The sequence below is a fragment of the Actinomyces urogenitalis DSM 15434 genome, from assembly GCF_000159035.1.
GTDB lineage: Bacteria > Actinomycetota > Actinomycetes > Actinomycetales > Actinomycetaceae > Actinomyces > Actinomyces urogenitalis.
Genome location: NZ_DS999574.1, coordinates 161,749 through 177,204, shown reverse-complemented (window position 1 = coordinate 177,204; position 15,456 = coordinate 161,749). Strand labels below are relative to the sequence as shown.

The 15,456-nt window shown below is 68.0% G+C and carries 21 protein-coding genes; 1 reads left to right on the top strand and 20 read right to left on the bottom strand.

Annotated elements, in window-relative coordinates; all coding sequences use genetic code 11:
• The first annotated feature begins 105 nt into the window (after positions 1 to 105).
• On the top strand, positions 106 to 1,347 hold the full coding sequence (locus HMPREF0058_RS00750) for a tyrosine-type recombinase/integrase (RefSeq protein ID WP_169305799.1): 1,242 nt from the start codon (positions 106 to 108) through the stop codon (positions 1,345 to 1,347).
• Between the two features lie 51 nt (positions 1,348 to 1,398).
• Here HMPREF0058_RS00750 and HMPREF0058_RS00745 read toward each other — a convergent pair whose 3' ends face one another.
• The 20 genes from HMPREF0058_RS00745 to HMPREF0058_RS00645 form a co-directional block, all read right to left on the bottom strand.
• Complete coding sequence (locus HMPREF0058_RS00745) at positions 1,399 to 1,758, bottom strand: hypothetical protein (RefSeq protein WP_006547729.1); 360 nt, start codon at positions 1,756 to 1,758, stop codon at positions 1,399 to 1,401.
• The gene (locus HMPREF0058_RS00740) at positions 1,739 to 2,008 is read right to left on the bottom strand and encodes a holin (protein WP_006547728.1); all 270 of its coding nucleotides are present in this window, start codon (positions 2,006 to 2,008) and stop codon (positions 1,739 to 1,741) included. The genes HMPREF0058_RS00745 and HMPREF0058_RS00740 overlap by 20 nt, the downstream gene beginning before the upstream one ends.
• Positions 2,009 to 2,011: 3 nt before the next feature.
• Positions 2,012 to 2,851, bottom strand: coding sequence for a peptidoglycan recognition protein family protein (locus HMPREF0058_RS11610; RefSeq protein WP_050765622.1), 840 nt, complete (start codon positions 2,849 to 2,851; stop codon positions 2,012 to 2,014).
• A 108-nt stretch (positions 2,852 to 2,959) separates the two neighbouring features.
• A complete protein-coding gene (locus HMPREF0058_RS00725; protein WP_050765621.1) occupies positions 2,960 to 3,910 on the bottom strand; it encodes an endonuclease/exonuclease/phosphatase family protein in 951 nt (316 codons plus the stop codon).
• A 27-nt stretch (positions 3,911 to 3,937) separates the two neighbouring features.
• Positions 3,938 to 4,822, bottom strand: a complete 885-nt coding sequence (locus HMPREF0058_RS00720) for a hypothetical protein (protein ID WP_141560438.1) — start codon at positions 4,820 to 4,822, stop codon at positions 3,938 to 3,940.
• A 30-nt stretch (positions 4,823 to 4,852) separates the two neighbouring features.
• Positions 4,853 to 5,119 (bottom strand): hypothetical protein, encoded by a 267-nt coding sequence (locus tag HMPREF0058_RS12225; RefSeq protein ID WP_006547724.1) that lies wholly within the window; start codon positions 5,117 to 5,119, stop codon positions 4,853 to 4,855.
• A gap of 269 nt (positions 5,120 to 5,388) precedes the next feature.
• Entirely contained in the window at positions 5,389 to 6,540 is a 1,152-nt protein-coding gene (locus HMPREF0058_RS00710; protein WP_040319460.1) for a hypothetical protein, read from the bottom strand.
• Positions 6,519 to 7,433, bottom strand: a complete 915-nt coding sequence (locus HMPREF0058_RS00705; RefSeq protein WP_006547722.1) for a phage tail family protein — start codon at positions 7,431 to 7,433, stop codon at positions 6,519 to 6,521. The genes HMPREF0058_RS00710 and HMPREF0058_RS00705 overlap by 22 nt, the downstream gene beginning before the upstream one ends.
• Positions 7,430 to 10,153, bottom strand: a complete 2,724-nt coding sequence (locus HMPREF0058_RS00700; protein WP_006547721.1) for a phage tail protein — start codon at positions 10,151 to 10,153, stop codon at positions 7,430 to 7,432. The genes HMPREF0058_RS00705 and HMPREF0058_RS00700 overlap by 4 nt, the downstream gene beginning before the upstream one ends.
• Before the next feature lie 27 nt (positions 10,154 to 10,180).
• Positions 10,181 to 10,480, bottom strand: coding sequence for a hypothetical protein (locus HMPREF0058_RS00695; protein ID WP_006547720.1), 300 nt, complete (start codon positions 10,478 to 10,480; stop codon positions 10,181 to 10,183).
• Positions 10,481 to 10,542: 62 nt separating this feature from the next.
• Positions 10,543 to 10,890, bottom strand: a complete 348-nt coding sequence (locus HMPREF0058_RS00690) for a hypothetical protein (RefSeq protein ID WP_006547719.1) — start codon at positions 10,888 to 10,890, stop codon at positions 10,543 to 10,545.
• Positions 10,891 to 10,989: 99 nt separating this feature from the next.
• Complete coding sequence (locus HMPREF0058_RS11605) at positions 10,990 to 11,589, bottom strand: phage tail tube protein (protein WP_006547718.1); 600 nt, start codon at positions 11,587 to 11,589, stop codon at positions 10,990 to 10,992.
• Positions 11,590 to 11,617: 28 nt separating this feature from the next.
• On the bottom strand, positions 11,618 to 12,019 hold the full coding sequence (locus HMPREF0058_RS00680; protein ID WP_006547717.1) for a hypothetical protein: 402 nt from the start codon (positions 12,017 to 12,019) through the stop codon (positions 11,618 to 11,620).
• Positions 12,016 to 12,327 (bottom strand): DUF5403 family protein, encoded by a 312-nt coding sequence (locus tag HMPREF0058_RS00675; RefSeq protein WP_006547716.1) that lies wholly within the window; start codon positions 12,325 to 12,327, stop codon positions 12,016 to 12,018. Before HMPREF0058_RS00675 ends, HMPREF0058_RS00680 begins: the two co-directional genes overlap by 4 nt.
• The gene (locus tag HMPREF0058_RS00670; protein WP_006547715.1) at positions 12,327 to 12,692 is read right to left on the bottom strand and encodes a hypothetical protein; all 366 of its coding nucleotides are present in this window, start codon (positions 12,690 to 12,692) and stop codon (positions 12,327 to 12,329) included. The genes HMPREF0058_RS00675 and HMPREF0058_RS00670 overlap by 1 nt, the downstream gene beginning before the upstream one ends.
• Positions 12,689 to 13,156, bottom strand: coding sequence for a Gp19/Gp15/Gp42 family protein (locus tag HMPREF0058_RS00665; protein WP_006547714.1), 468 nt, complete (start codon positions 13,154 to 13,156; stop codon positions 12,689 to 12,691). Before HMPREF0058_RS00665 ends, HMPREF0058_RS00670 begins: the two co-directional genes overlap by 4 nt.
• A 68-nt stretch (positions 13,157 to 13,224) precedes the next feature.
• Positions 13,225 to 14,190 carry a phage major capsid protein gene (locus HMPREF0058_RS00660; RefSeq protein ID WP_006547713.1) on the bottom strand — a complete coding sequence of 322 codons (966 nt, stop codon included), beginning with the start codon at positions 14,188 to 14,190 and terminating at the stop codon, positions 13,225 to 13,227.
• 34 nt (positions 14,191 to 14,224) lie between these two features.
• Positions 14,225 to 14,725, bottom strand: coding sequence for a hypothetical protein (locus HMPREF0058_RS00655; protein ID WP_006547712.1), 501 nt, complete (start codon positions 14,723 to 14,725; stop codon positions 14,225 to 14,227).
• Positions 14,726 to 14,845: 120 nt separating this feature from the next.
• Complete coding sequence (locus tag HMPREF0058_RS00650) at positions 14,846 to 15,103, bottom strand: hypothetical protein (RefSeq protein WP_006547711.1); 258 nt, start codon at positions 15,101 to 15,103, stop codon at positions 14,846 to 14,848.
• Positions 15,096 to 15,456 (bottom strand): hypothetical protein (locus HMPREF0058_RS00645; protein WP_169305798.1); only part of this gene is annotated, 361 nt, incomplete at its 5' end. The genes HMPREF0058_RS00645 and HMPREF0058_RS00650, both read right to left, overlap by 8 nt.

Below are 15,456 nucleotides of genomic sequence, written 5' to 3'. Positions count from 1 at the left end.
AGAAATCCGCAGGATTTCAACGATCCGGCATTAATGTCGGACCCCGTCGCTACGGTCGTTGCTACAGGGGAGGGTCAGCCGCTCCTCTGCAGCAAGGAGAACACCGTGGCCATCACCCCAAAACCCCGCCGCCTGAAGAGCGGACAGGTCGTCTGGGACGTCCAGTTCAGACCCACCCCAGGATCCAGCCCCACCCGTGAGGTGTTCGACACACTGCCCGCGGCTAAGCAGTTCGTCACCCTCATCGACAGGGTTGGCGGCGCCGCTGCGCGAGCCGCCCGCGACATGGCCACCATGTCGGGCACCAGCGTCCCCACGCTCAACACCGCCATCGACCAGCACCTCGACGAGCTGCGCGCCTCAGTCACCGCCGGCACCATCCGCCGCTACCAGCAGATCGCCAACACCCGCCTGCGCCCCACCCTCGGGGACCTGCCCTGCGACCTCATCACCCGCCCTGTCGTCACCCAGTGGCTCGCCAAGCAGCGCGAGACCCCCGTCCAGCGCGGACGCACCAAAGGAAGTACGCCCTCATACAAGACCCTGCGCGGAGCGCAGGCGCTCCTCTCCTCCGTTCTAGAGCACCAGGTCAGGGCCGGCACGATCCCGACCAACGTCGCCAGGGGGCTGAAGCTCCCCCGCGACGGCATCGTGCGGGACAAGGTGTTCCTTACCCCCACCCAGTTCGCGACCCTGCTCGACTGCGTCCCAGACGCTCACAAGCCGCTGGTGTCCACCCTCTACGGCCTGGGGCTGCGCTTCGGGGAGGCAACCGCCCTCACCCCGGCCGACCTTGACCTGGACGCCGCCCAGCCGGTGGTCCGCGTAACCAAGGCGTGGAAGGAGGGCAAGAAGGGCTCCTACCTCGGCTCCCCCAAGACCCGCCGGTCAATCCGCACCGTCACCGTCCCGCCCTCCCTCATCCCGATACTCCGCGAGCAGGCGCGAAAGAAGAAGCCCGGGGCGCTGCTGTTCCCTAACGCGTACGGGGAGCAGATCACCTCGGGTGCCTTCCACGCTCGCGTCTGGCAGCCCGCCGTAGCCGCCTCGGGGCTCGACCCTGCCCCGCGCGTGCACGACCTGCGCCACTCCCACGCCTCAGCACTGATCGCCGCCGGCATCCCCCTGCCTGTGATCCAGAGGCGGCTAGGGCACGAGTCCATCCAGACCACCGTCGACGTGTACGGGCACCTCGCGCCCGAGGCGTACGCGGGGGCAGCGAGTGCGATCGACCTGTCTCTCACGCAGGCACTACCCAAGGTCGAGAGCGAGGCGGCGCCGGACGAGATCGTGGGCGAGGTCCTGGAGGAGCGCCAGATCGAGGCGCCAGACGTCGCCCAGCAGTAGATACACGAGTAGCGCCCCCACCAGCCACACGGCCAGTGGGGGCGCTATCGCCTAGAGGTGGTCGATGATCTGCTCAGGAGGGTCGGGCTCGGGCGGGATCACCGAGCACGTGGGGACTAGTTCCATGAGTTTGTGCCCCCACGAGCGCAGAGCCCAGGCGTACTCCAGTGCGTGACGAGCCAGCCGCTCGGCCTCCTCCTCGGCCTTCTCGGACTCGCTCAGAGCCTTCTCCAACTGCTCGACCCGCTTGTTGAGGGCGTCCACCGTTGTCGTTAGCGCCTTCACAGTGGCGTCCAGGTAGGAGACCTTGGCGACCTCGCGCTGGTTCGCCCGGTTGGTGAGGTTTCCGATGCCTACGCCGACCAGGCCGACGAGGGCGACGATGACGGAGTCAGTCAGCCACGGAGGCATAGGCACCCGCTTCCCCGTCGTGTCCGGTGGCGATGGCGGTGTCAGCCCGGGCAGGGTCAGCGATCGAGGTCAGGACGGAGGCGATGACGGCCAGGGCGACCGTGGAGGCCACAGCAGGCCAGGGCACGTCCCCCAGGAGGGTCGCCGTCCCGATCGAGGCGAGGGCGGTCTGCGCGGCGGTCTTGGCGGCGCGCTCGCACGCGCCCGCCCAGAAGGTCGAGGAGCCGTAGTTGTCGAGGTGCTTGGCCATGGTTCACCACACCCTTCCGGCGTTCAGGGCGGTCTGGATCGCGCGCGCGGTGACAGCACCCAGGTAGCCGTCCACCGCGACCCCGAGCCTGGCCTGCCAGGCGCGGACCGTGTCCGGGCCGATGAGCCCGTCCGCACCCACGCCCAGAGCCGCCTGCAGGGCGCGGATGACGGCGGAGCCGCTGCCGCTGCGGTCCCACACCCAGCCGCCGCCAGCAGCCGGGACGTAGACCCGGTTGGGCGCCCACTGGCCCCAGACCTCCCCGTCCACGGGCGTGCCCAGAGCCGCCTGCAGGGCGCGGATGGACGCCCACCCGATCACGCCGTCCATCGCCAGCCCACCACCGGCAGGGGCGGGGGCCGGGGCGGCGGGTGCTGCACCGCCGGCGATCTGGCGGGCTCTGGCGTCCAGGTCCCGCAGCCTGGCGTACCAGCGGCCGGGGCACGCGGTGGACATGTGGTCACGGTGCCCGCGCAGAGGCAGGTCCCCGTGCTCGGAGCGGATCGCGGCCACCAGCCCCGCCACCGTCTCAAAGTCGCCGTCCGACATCTCCGGACGGCACTCAATGCCGATGCCGCGAGGGTTCCCGGACGGTCCGGCGTGCCAGGCCCGGTCACGGTCCGACACCAGTTGCGTGACGCGGCCAGCGGACGCGACGTAGTGCGCGCTGGCACCGTGGTTGGAGCGACTACACAGGTAGCCGACCACGCCCTGGTGGGTCTGCCCGTCCACACCCCAGTGGTGGATCACGATCTGATTAGGCGCGCCAGCCGGGCGGCCTGGCGAGTAGTTCGGGCTCTGCCGGACGTCTGTCACGGCAGAGTTTGGGGCGATCTGTGTCATGTGCTCCTCCTCGATGGGCATGACAAGAGCCCCACGCCGTGACGGCGGTGGGGCTCAGTGGTTCGTGTAGGTCAGCGGGCTGGGGTGTACTTGGTGCCGGGCTTCCACTCAGACGCTTAGGCGCACCAGGTTGCCTCTGTGGTCGGTGGGCCAGGGGGTGGGCAGGGTGAGGTAGTCAGGGCTGTCTGTCTCGTCCACGCGCGCTGTGCGGCACACCGACTGCGACGGGCCGACCAATTGTGCTGACAGCAGGGTGGTGGCAGCTGGGTCATGGAAGATGACGTCGATGCGGTCGCGCACGTCTGCCAGCGGCGCCCATGACAGGGCACCTGGGTCGTGTCCGGGCACTGCTACCGGCCAGGTGACACCCGGGTGTGTGAGCGGGTCAGGATGGGCCTGTCGGAAGGTGTCGGCGAGGCCCTTGTCCGCGAAGGCCTTGGTCGTCTCCCACACGCGGGTCACGCCCATGTGGTCGAAGGCGTACATCGCGTCGATGGTGTAGTCCAGGTGGGAGGGCTCGTTGAAGTCTCCCCCCGCGACAGGGGCGCGTCCCGCGGTGGTGTCGGCTCGCATCATGGCTGCCACGGTCGCACCTACTGCCGGTCGCCTTGACTCGACGTTGACGCGCTTGAGGTCATCCTCGTCCAGGACTGGGGATGGCATAGGCCCCCACCCCCATCTGCCGGAGGGCAGGTAGCGGGTGGAGCCCCCGTACCCCCTGTACAGGAAGGGCGTGTAGTACTCGTACTCCAGGTGCATGGAGTAGACCGCGAGCGTGCGTCCAGGGTGGGCGACGTGTGTCGCCAGATAGTCGTCGCTGCGCCCCACCTTGGCGACCGGCCATCTAGCGAGAACACCGTTACGTGCTGGGTCACTGGCGGCGTACCAGCCGTCTCCTAGGAGGTGGCGCAGTTCCTCAACCGCCTGGGGCGTGGACTCGCTGGTGATGACGACGTCGGCATGGGTGGTGCGGACGATGTCGGCGCATCTGGCTATCCCGTCTGGCACCTTTGTTCCGGACATCCAGATGTTCAGTTGCAGGATGGTCACCTGTGCCACAGTGGTCTCCTCTTTCCGTCGGTGGGTCTACTTGACGACCCAGGACATGGACACCGGGTTGACGCCCCAGGAGGTGGCGCCTCTGACCCCCAGGCGCACGTCAGCGTTGGCGATGAGGTAGCACGCCTGCCCGCTGGAGGTGGGGACCTGGCACATCACGCCGTGGCTCTGATCGGGGTAGTAGGGGCGGATAGAGGGGTCGATGGAGAGTAGCTTCTTCTCCTCCCATCCTGACGTCCCCTGCCAGGGGCCGCGCAGGACGATGTTGATGGTGATGACCTTGCCGACCTGGTGCGCTCTCCAGTCCCCTGGTTTGACCCAGCCGGCAGTGTCGACCTGCGTGAGCAGGTGCGTGACATCCCGGCTGACCGGCACCTCCGGGGCGGGTGGCGCGGGAGGGTAGGACCACGGTGCGCGCACCACGCCCGACGCGCCGATGTCCACCCCGCGTGTGGCCCCGCGCGGGACCGTGACGGTGAAGACCACTAGCGCCTCTGCGGGAGGGGCGGGTGGTGCGGGCGTGGCCGAGGGGGTGCCTCGGGTGACTCCGACCTCCACCTGGCTGTCGGGGTGGGAGGCGTCGGCCTCATAGTCCAGCTGACGTACCCAGATGATGTCGATGCGTGGGTGGGTCTGGTCGCCTATCGCTAGCGTCTGTGTCCCGTCGGCCACACGTGGGGTGTACCAGCCGCCGCCGTGGGAGGGGATGACAGCGTTGAAAGCGGTCCAGGAGATCGCCATGGAGGTGGCAGACAGGGTGATGTCGGCTGCTCTGTCCTGGTAGGCGATGCCGGGGCGGTCAGCGATCATGGACAGGGCTGCACGCAGGTCGGCTGCGGAGACCACCCCCTTGGGCCTGCCTGAGGCCTCATCCCACCCTGCGACGATCCCTCGGCTTGCTGACGGTTGCATTGCGCCACTCCAATCTTAGGGCTTGATATTTCACGGCATGAAGGCGATGAGCGCGTCTAGGCTCATGCGTGTGCCTGTGGACGGGCCCTGGCCATAGACCAGGACCTCTACAGTCACGGCTGCGGCACGAGACACGTCCATCACTGCGGTGTGGGTACCTAGCAGGTGCCAGCCGCCGGCTCCTGCAGGGACGCAGGCCAGAGGCGGGGAGATCTCCCCGTTGACTCGGACCCGCACGGTCGGAGGAGGGGCGTCCTGCTGGCTGTCTGCTGGGGCCAGGCCGGTGATGCCAGCCATGATGTGGCAGGTCGTCTTGCCTCTGGGCGCCTGGATCGTGGCAGACGCTGCGACAGCCCCAAGATCGCCTCCGGGGGCCCAGCCCGTGCTCTCACGGTGCAGGGTCAGTAGCGTCGGGCAGGATGCTGTCGCTCGTCCTAGCTCCGCCAGGGTGCCGTGGACTTGGCCGGACGTCATGGCTGACAGGTTGTCCACCCTGTCGGACAGTGTCTTGAGCCTGTCTGGCACTGCACTAGCCACTGTGCGTATCGGTCTATACGTGTGCGACATCATCCCACCGCCTCGGTGATGGCCTCGCGGCACGAGCAGGTGACCCACTCGCCCTCGCCCCCGGACGTCTCCAGGACCTTGAGGCCGATCGTGCCGGAACCGAGGTAGGGGTCGTCATGTCGGAGCCTGACGTGGTCGCCGGGCAGGACGGCGTCGCCCAGCGGGTACCCCGCCTCGTCCACACGCCTCACCTTGAGCGACACCACTTCGGTGGACCTGGCTCGCATGACGGTGGGGGTACGCGCCCACGACCGCAGCGTGGCCAGGTCAGAGACGGTGGAGTGGGAGGTGTCTGCCGCCTGCAGCAGCGGCCAGCCTTGCTCCTCCAGCCACCGGTCGTGGTGGTGGGCGATCAGCGTCTGATCCTCCTGGGACCCGCCGCGCGCCCACGAGTCACCTACCATGTCGGAGGCGTCCTCCTCCACAGACAGGTCGATCAGTGGGACCGCCCTGCGGCGGGCGTCCCAGGAATGGGTGGTGCTGACCAGCTCCGGGGTGCCGGTGAGCATGTGCCAGGACAGGGACGTGCCCTCACCAGCCAGGCGCGGGTCGAAGATAATCTCCGGACCGTCGATCACCTGGGTGAGCTCACTCAGCCGGGACGCTACGGTCGCGAAATCAGCGCCCAGGTAGGTGCGCTCATGGGTACCCCCAGTCACCGCAGGCAGGACGACCGGCAGCGGACCAGACCTCAGCGTCTGAGCGACCAGGCCGCGGGCAATATCCGCCAGTGACCCGCTCAGGGTCATGGTCCATGCCCCAGGCAGCCTCCCGCCTGCGCTTTCCAGCGCACCGTCCGTAAAGCCGTCTAGTGACGGGCTGAGAGCCAGTCTCATGGTCAGCGCGTCCCACAGGTCTGCGCAGGACACGTCAAGCACCCCACTGTCGGCGTCCCACCTGCGGGCGTACACGACGCCGGCTGCTACCACGCGCCTGCTGGACGTGTCGACCACCGCCAGGGTGGTGCGCCACGGCGCCAGCAGCTGACGCAGCCCCATGCCCTGCGTATCCAGGCTCATCGGCACCGACACGCTCAGCGCCCCTGCCCCAGAGACCTGACGGCGCCAGGACCACGAGGATGCAGGCACAGTGTCCACGCGGGCGCCGGTGACCGTCTCGTACACTCCGATCACGTCCATGCTGACAGCCACCTCACTCTCATTCGCGCTGGGACGTCGCTGTCGACCGCAATCACCGACTGACCAGGCGGGACACGAAAGAAGTTGTCACGCACCAGCCCGGACCGCCGCGACCGGACCCCGCCGATGCTCACCGCACCGTCATAGGTACTGATGCGAAGCGTCACCCCCGCAGGTACAGGAGAACCCCACTCCACCACCTGATCCCCCATAGACCATGAGGCCCGCCCTACCGGGCCATCCACCTCCAGCACCGGCCAGGACGCAGCCGTCCCGGTATTGGTGAGGATCAGGGACGACGACCTGGCCCCCGTGAAGACCATCACCGGGTCAGGTCCCGTGGTCGCCTCCATAGTCGGAGACTGATCAAACAGCGGGAACAGCAGACCGCCATCGGGGCTGAGGGGCCGCACGCCCTCACTCGACTCCCACGACGACAAATCCCCATCATCCCCAGGCCCCCCGTAAATCAGCGGGTCGGGGATGGTGAAGATCAGGGACCAGGTCGAGCCGTCGTCATCCCAGTGGGTCGTCTTGGCCTGGGCTGACAGGAAGCCTCGGACGTGACTAGTGCGTCCAACTTCCTCGACGACGATCCGCACCCACTGACGGCTGATGGCGGACACCAGGCCACGGGCCTGGAGCTCGTCGGTCTCGCTGGCGGCGGCGTGGTGCGCCACGATGGTCAGGACTCGCGCGCCAACCAGGAGGGAGGCTGGGGCGTAGGCGCCGTCGGCCTGCGGTCGCACCTTGGCCTCGGCTCGCGGGGCCGGAGGAGTCCACCAGCCGTCCATGTTGCCTCCACCGGGCTCGGCCAGGGCCCACCCGTCAGTCGCCTGTGAGGAGTCCAGGGTGATGGTCCTGGAGTCCTCGGCGATGATGGTCACTCGCTGTACGACGCTCATCGGCTCACTCCCATCAGGCCGCGAATCTCCTGGGCGACCCAGCGGCCGGCCACCTGGGGGTCGTGGTTGACGATCTCGAAGTGGTTGGTCATCGCCGCCGCGGGGCGAGCCACGCGACCGGAGTCCAGGTCCAGGCCGTCAGGCAGGCGGTTGGTCAGGCCTCCCAGGGAGCGCTCGACCTTGGCGTACTGGGACTCCATGCCGTCGACCAGGCCACCGATAATCAGACGGCCGGCAGGCTTGAGGATGACCTTGTCGACCGGTGCGGGCCCCTTCCAGTCAGGTAGGAGGCTGGTCAGGGACGACAGGGTCGACTTGACCCGGTCGAAGGCGGACTTGATGCCGCCGATCAGGCCGTCGATGATCTGGTGGCCAGCACTAGTCAGCCACGACCCGGCCCCCGCGAAGACACCCCGGATCTGGGACGGGATGTTGCGGATGAACGACATCATGGCGTTGACACCAGCCGACACGGCGGAGCTGATGCTGCTCCAGACTCCGGAGACGACAGACTTCAGCGAGTTCCACACGTTGGACCAGGTGGTCTGCACCAGGTTGACGCCGGCTGAGATGACCGACTGGACGACGCTGATGGCCCCCTGGACTATGGCCTTGATGCCCTCCCACACGCTGGAGAGGATCTGCTTGATGCCCTCCCACACCTGGGACCAGTCGCCGTTGATGAGCCCCATCACCACGTTGATGACGCCTGCGATGACCCCCAGGGCTGCCTGGATGACCTGGACCATCACGCCGAAGACCGTCTCGATGACAGGCTGAATCATCTGGAAGCCCGCGATGATGTTGGGCAGGACGGCCTCAATCAGCTGCCCCAGCAGGTCCAGGACCGGGGTCAGGGCTGGAAGGATCGCGACGATAGCGTCAGTCACCAGCTGCAGGATAGGGGCGAGCGCCTCGATCAGGGGCACCAGGGCGGAGGCTGCGATCTCGACGATCTGCACGATCACCGGGAGCAGAGCGTCGACCAGCTGGACGATGATCGGGGCGAGCACGGACAGGACCGAGGCGATCACCGGCGCGAGCGACTGGATGATCGGCACCAGGGCGTCACCCAGCATGGAGATGATCGGGCTGAGCGCACCAGCCAGGTCCACGATGATCGGTGCCAGGGAGGACACGAGCTGTGCGATGACAGGCCCCAGGGCCGCCACCAGGTCACCCGCTACGGACGCCACGGCACCCAGCGCCCGGCCCAGTGCCGGCATGGTCGGAGCCAGGGCCTGGACGGCGGAGCGGACACCCAGGAAGAAGTCCTGCAGCCCTCCGGACGCGATCAGCATCTGGGCCGCCTGGGCGATTCCCCCCAGTGCGACCGACCCGATCTGCCCAGCCAGGGGCAGGATCTGCTGGAGGACGGGCGCCAGGGCGCCGAATGCGCTCAAGAGCTGGCTCACGCCGGGGCCGAGCCTGGAGACGGCTTCTCGGGCAGCCTTGAAGGTGTTAGTCAGGGTCTCCTGGGCTCCAGGCATGGACAGGGCCCGGTTGACCTGGCGCAGGGCCTCGACGGCGGGCGTCAGGGCTCCGTGCCCAGAGTTGCCGATAGCGGTGAAGACGGCGGAAACGATCCCCCCAACCTGCACGAACAGGTCCCCGAGGGTCTTGACCGCCTTCCAGGCGTCCCGGATGGATCGGGCGATCGACCCGTCAGCCAGGCCGTTGGAGGCCCACTCCTGGAAGGAGAATGCGACCTCGTTAGCCTTGGAGGCGATCGCGGGCAGGAATGAGGCTCCGACCTCACCCAGGCTGAGCAGGCCGTCCACGAACGCCCCTACACCGTCCCCGGCGATGTTGACCGCCTGGGACAGGTGCTGCAGGGTGCCCTGGAACCCTGGGATGTGGTCACTGACGGCGGAGGCGACGGCCCGCCCCATGAGACCGAACTGGGCGGCGACGTCGTTGAGCTGCCCCTGGAGGGCTGGCAGGGCCGCCTTGGCCAGGTCCCTGATGGGGTCCGCTGCCTGCTCCCAGAAGGCTGCACTGATCGAGTCCTGCAGGCTGGTGAAAGCGGGGCCGAGGTCCGCCAGGACGTCCTTGGTGTCCGCCAGGGCTGCGACCAGGACGCCGCCTCCGGCCGCGAACGCCCCCAGCACGCCAGGGGCTGCTAGGAGGACCGGGAGAGTGGCTGCCAGGCCGTTGCCGAGCGAGGCGATACCTCCTACCGCGACCATGGCCACGGACGCGAGGTTGAGGATCGCAGGGCCCATCATGGCGGCCTTGGCGGACACCAGGTCGAAGTTGGAGCCCAGGTTCCTCAGGCCTGAGCCCAGGCGCTTGATGACGTTGCCGCCCGACAGGGCCATGAGCGCGGCCTTGGCGGTGGCCAGGGACCTGGTCGAGACCCTGGCCCTGATTTCCACCACGCGGGGGCGGTCGAACCAGGCGAGCTGGGCGGCAGCCTTCCCCTTGTCCAGGTCGGCGTTGACCGTCGCCTCACCCTCAAGATCGTCAAGCTTGTGCTTGACCTCCTTGAGAGACGAGGCCGACAGGTCGGCCTTGACGGTGGTCTTGACGTCCTTCAGACGCTCCCTGAGGTCCTTGCGGACGTCAGCGATAGAGGACCTGTCCAGGACGGGGATGACCTCAATGCGGGCCTTGACCTGCTTCTCGATCCGCTCCAGGGACTTCTTGAGCTGCTCCTTGAACTTCCTGGAGTCCGGGTAGACGGTGATGGAGAGCTTGCCGACGTTTCCAGCGGCCATGCGCGCCACCACCTATCTGTTGAGTTGTCATTCCAGGAGGGAGGAGAAGGACTCCATCAGGGACCGTGGGCGCCGCTGGGGCGGCGCGCTGGGCCGGGAGGAGCGCTCAGAGGGCTTGAGCCTGACCTTCGGGTTGACCGCGCTGGCCTTGGCGCCTAGCAGGGTTGCGTCTGCGGTGTCAGCGAGCTTGGTGGTGTCCACGGACCAGCCGAACCACTGCTCTCCGCCCAGCAGGCACCTGGCCCGGTGCATCGAGTAGGGCTCGAAGGGCAGCCTCTCCCGTATCAGGGTGAGGATCAGGTCAGCGGGTATCTCATCGCGGTACACGTCGAGGCGGTACAGGGCCCAGAAGTCCGCGACCGCCTCGACGTGCTCTGCGAAGAAGTCCGCTATCTGGCGTCTTTTCCCAGCTCACCGGCGTAAGCGGTCACGAGGTTGAGGGCCCGCTCCATGCCTCCGGCCCCCATGGTGAAGCGGTCGAAGGCCTCGATGTCGGGGGCGAAGCGCTCGGCGACCCAGTCGATCAGGTCTGCAGCCTGGTCCAAGTCGATGTCGACCTCGTCGGAGTCCTCAAGGACGCCCATGGCCTGTAGGCGGGCGATCAGGCGGGCCTGGTCGGATCCTTTGACCTTGCTGAAGGGCTTGAGGAGCTCGTGCCCCTCGACGTCGCTGAAACGCGGCTGGGGGTCCTTGTGGTCGGCGGGCTTCCTGGGTGGGCTCTTGCGGTCGGTAGCCATCAGGGCTGCTCCTTAGTCTGCGAGGGGTGGGGGGCGAGGGGCGGCCCTCCCGTCCCGCCACCCCTCGCAGCAGGCGGGGCGGGAGGGCGTCGTGGGGTCCTACTCGCTGGCGCTGCGGACGGCCGCGCCGGTGACGGTCCGCTCACGCGGCGGATAGAACCGGTACTTCTTCTCCCCGGACGCGGGCGTCATGATGGCGCCGGAGATGGAGATCTCGGAGAAGTTCTCCAGGTCCAGGGTTGGCAGGGCCCCGGAGAGGCTGACGCGGCGGAACAGGTGCGCGCACGCCTGGGTGCCGTCCTCGACGACCATCAGGACGGCCTTCTCGACAGACCCGTCCAGGTCGATGTCCCACGCCTTGTCTGACTCGCGCCAGGTGGAGCCTGGGAAGGCGGTCTCGATGGCCGTTGCGGACGAGGCGACGGACGCGATAGTCATCGTGTGCGTCTTGTCCTCACGGGTGACGCGTAGGTCCTTGCGGTCCCAGGTGCGCTTGGAGGTGGAGTCCCCGCCGTCGGACCCGAACTCTGGGAGGGTCTCGGATGAGGTGTCGCCCAGCCAGGTGAAGCCCTTCGGTGCCGAGCCGGTGTCGAACTTGAAGGAGTCGAGGAACCCCGCGGGCGGGGTGGTGTCAGGGTCGGCTACGTAGACGTGGCCGATACCGGCGATCGTGGGGGCGGACTCTGTAGGTGCAGCCATTGGTAGGTCCTCTCGGGTGGTGTGGCGGCTAGTGGCGGGCGACGACGTCGACAACGACGCTGAAGGACCACAGGCCGGCAGCGCCGGGAGTGGTCGACGGGTAGGGCAGGGCGACCACTGACAGGTGGGAGACCCACCCGTGGTCTGTGCGGCGGCCGGCACGCCACGAGGCGAGCAGGCCGTCAAGGAGGTCGTGGGCGAGGTCGAGTGCTCGCCCGCGCTCGTGGGCGACGGCAGTGAGGGTGGCGCGGAAGGACGCCGACCACTCGGGGGCGCCGTTGGTGACCACGCCGGGCGCGGACACGTCGACCAGGATCAGTGGCAGGCGGCCTGGCAGGTCAGTTCCGAGGCTGGTTTCGACCTCGGCCAGGTCGAGGGCGCGGACGTGCTCGACCATCAGGGGCAGCGGGCGCAGCGTGGACAGGCTCATCGGACAGCCTTTCTCGCGGCATTGGTGAACGCGAAGGTCCCGGGCACCCACCTAGCCGCCTGGGATCTCTCCTTGACAGCCAGGTGGCCGAACTCCTTGTGCCAGGCCAGTGGGTCGTCGGAGACGATGTGGCTGTCGATCCGCCCATGCTCGACGTGGATGGAGGCGGCGAAGGCGCCGGTGTCGGTGTGCTTAGCGGCCTCGGCTCGCACTAGCGCCTCGACCCTGGCCACCTCGGCAGCGAAAGCAGGCTGGCGACTGGCGGCCTTGGCGGCCAGCTTCTCGGCTCGCTTGAGTACCCGGGCCATCAGGCCGCCTCGGCGCCGTGGGAGACCATGGTGACGGCGAAATGACTGGTGCGGGCTCCTGAGGAGCGCTGCAGGGCCTCGCCGACCTGGTCGAAAGCCCTCCCCTGGGTGCCGGGCGGACCGGCATCGACCGTGATGGTCGAGTAGGGGCCGCCAGGCCAGGAGCCGGCGCCGATGACCCTCCAGGAGGTGGAGCCGACCTGGCTCCTGGCCAGGTCTGAGGCCGACGTGGAGGACGGCTGGACCATCACCCCGGCCACCGTGACCGGCTCGCCGGCCTCGGTGACACGACCGAGCCCGTCGTCCACGACACGGGCCGGTGTGACGGTGACCGTGTGCGGGCCGCGCTCGACGAGCCTGCTCACAGCAGCTCCGACGGGTAGCCCCGACCCGGCCAGGAGACCTGGAACTGGCGGTCAGGTGGGACCATGCCGGCCAGCCTGGCGGCGAGGTAGCCGTCCGTCTCTACCGTCACCGACGACAGGGGCGAACCGAGGCGTGCCCACTCGTCGTCAGTGACCCGCAGGGCCGCTGAGGCGACAGCGTCGTTGAGCCGGTAGGAGTACTCGCCCTCGGACTCGCTGGTGTAGATGGCCCCGTCAGCCCGGAACACCCTGGCGACCGCCTCAGCCTCGACCTCGACGAGCAGGGCTCCGACCGTCTCGTCCCGGTCGGCCCTGTCGATCAGGTCAGGTAGGCGGGCGCCGATGCGGTTGTGGACGCGGGTCAGCAGGGTGCCCACATACGTCGACTCCGCGGGGGTCAGGTTCCGCATGAGGGACGCCTGGACGTCCTTAGCGGCGGCAGCAGGAGCGGACAGTGTGCTCATAGCGTCCTCCTGGTCGTGGTGGGCACGCGGGCGGGACCCGGATAGCCGGGGTCCCGCCCGCGTGGGTGTCAGGCGGCAGTGGCCTCGGTGTCGGCGACGGCGTCCTTGTACAGGACGAAGGCGTCCTTGTCGCGCAGGACCCAGCCGAACTGGGCCTCAACGAGGATCGCCTCCATGTTCTGCTGCCACAGGTTGACGGTCTTACCTCCGTCGACGATGGTGGCGGTGTCGGTGCGCTTGAAGGTGATGTTCTCGACGAACCCCAGACGCAGGTTGGTCGAGAAGTCACCTCCGATGGCGCGGATCCCGGTGTCGGTGGACGCTCCGATCTTGCCGGCGACCGCGCCACGGCCGTACGCGATCGGCAGTCCCAGGACAGAGTCCACGGCGTCACGCAGGCTGACGGAGGCCTGGTAGATGGGGCGGCCCTGGGTGTCGGTCGCCCGCAGCAGCTTGGAGCGCAGCCGCGGGTCAGCGATGAACCCGGTCAGGTTGAAGTCCTTCGCAGCGAGCTTGTCGTAGCCGTCGAGGAGGTCGGCGTTCAGGCCGCCCTTGGTCTTGGTGTTGGTGCCCAGCTCGACCGCGTTGGTGGACTGGGCCAGGTACTCCACGCCTGCGATGGCGTTGCCGGTGCGAGCATCCTTGCCGTGGATGACAGCCAGGTCGATCGCCCGAGCGACGGCGGAGGTCAGGTCCTCGACGAGGTTGTCGAGGTAGCCGCCGGGGTTGGCCTGGCGGGCCTCCTTGGACCAGTAGGCGATGGCGGCGGCCTTGACCGGCTTGAAGGCCTTGGCGGTGGTCTTGCCGGAGGTGATGGGCTTGTCCTCGCCCTCGCCGACAATGCCAGCGACGAGCTCGCCGGTCTGCATGTAGGTGATGCCGCCGGTGATCGGGACCAGGGTGGTTCCGGCCACGCGCTGGACGACGGAGGTGTGCTGGACGCCCTTCCAGATCTCTCCGACGATCTCCTTGGGCAGGGTGCCGGCAGGGTTGTCGAGGGAGTCGACGGTCATTGCGTTGGTTCCGATGGCCATGAGTGGGTCCTCTCAGGTTGAAGGCTGGGGTGAGTCAGTAGCCGAAGATGGCGTGCGCCTGGGCGGTGCGGTCGTCGACGGCTGGGGTGGTGGCGGACTGTGCCGGGTCAGGCTTGAGGCGCGTGCGACGCTCGTCGCGCAGGGCGACCAGGTTCTTGACCTGCTCGCCCCATTCCTCCTCGTCCTGGCCGGTGAGCATGGGGGCGTAGGTGGACGCGTCCAGGCCTGCGGCAGTCAGGAGCCTGTCCTTGGTGCGGCCGGCGGTCTCCCTGGCCAGGAGTTCAGCAGCCTGCGCGGAGGCGGCTAGCGCCTCGTCGCGCCCTGTGACTGCTGCCTTGAGGTCAGATGTCAAGGCGTCGACCTTCTCGCGAAGCTCCTTCGAGGCAGCCTTCATGGTGGCGGCCTCCGAGCGCAGGTTCTGGATCAGCGTCCACGCCTTGTCGGGGTTGAAGTCCTCGTCGCTTCCCCAGGGCGGGGTCGGCTTGGGCTCCTCCTTGACGTCAGCGTCGGTGGTCTGGATGGCGTCGTCTGCCATGGTGGGTGCCTCCTGGGCATGAGAGAACCCCGCAGGCGTCTCGCCTACGGGGCTAGGTGGTGGATACGTGAAGGAGGCTCCACCTGGCTTCAGGCAGGGCCTCCTTCAAGAAGTGTGGGTCTAGGCCGTCACTCGGACGGCGTTCGCGAGCTGTGCCATAACCTGCTGGGCGTCAAAGTCGTCCCGGGTGGCGAAGCACTTGGTCACTGACGCGACTATGGAGTCCGGAATCGTGATGTCGTGGTCCGCGGCCCCTCCAAGGGCTAGCGCAATGTCTACCGGTGCTTCTCCAGACCTCTCGTTGTCGGGGAACTGATCAGGGAGCGTTGTCTGGGCGAACGCCCAGACAACGTCTGCTAGGGCATCTTCGTCAGTCACTGCCGTCCCCCTCCTTCTTCGGGTTGCTTAGGTAAGCTTCGGACCTTACAGGATACCCGGTCCATACGAACCGTCCAGGGGTGTAGGACGTGAGAACTCGGATCGGATACCCGCAAGACTCGGACGTTACTGAGTACTGCAGGCCGCGGCGCCGCCAGACCGCCTTCGGGTCGTGGACCGTGTTGTGGATGGCCTGGGCGATCGCGGCGGGGTTGGACGTCTCGAACTCGGTCTTGCCTGGCCGCCGCGCCCCCTTCCCGTGCGTCTCGACGACGTGGTCGACACCTGGCGTGTCGACGGTGATCTCCCCAATCTGGGACGGGAGGACCTCCACCGGGTTTCCGTCGGTGTCT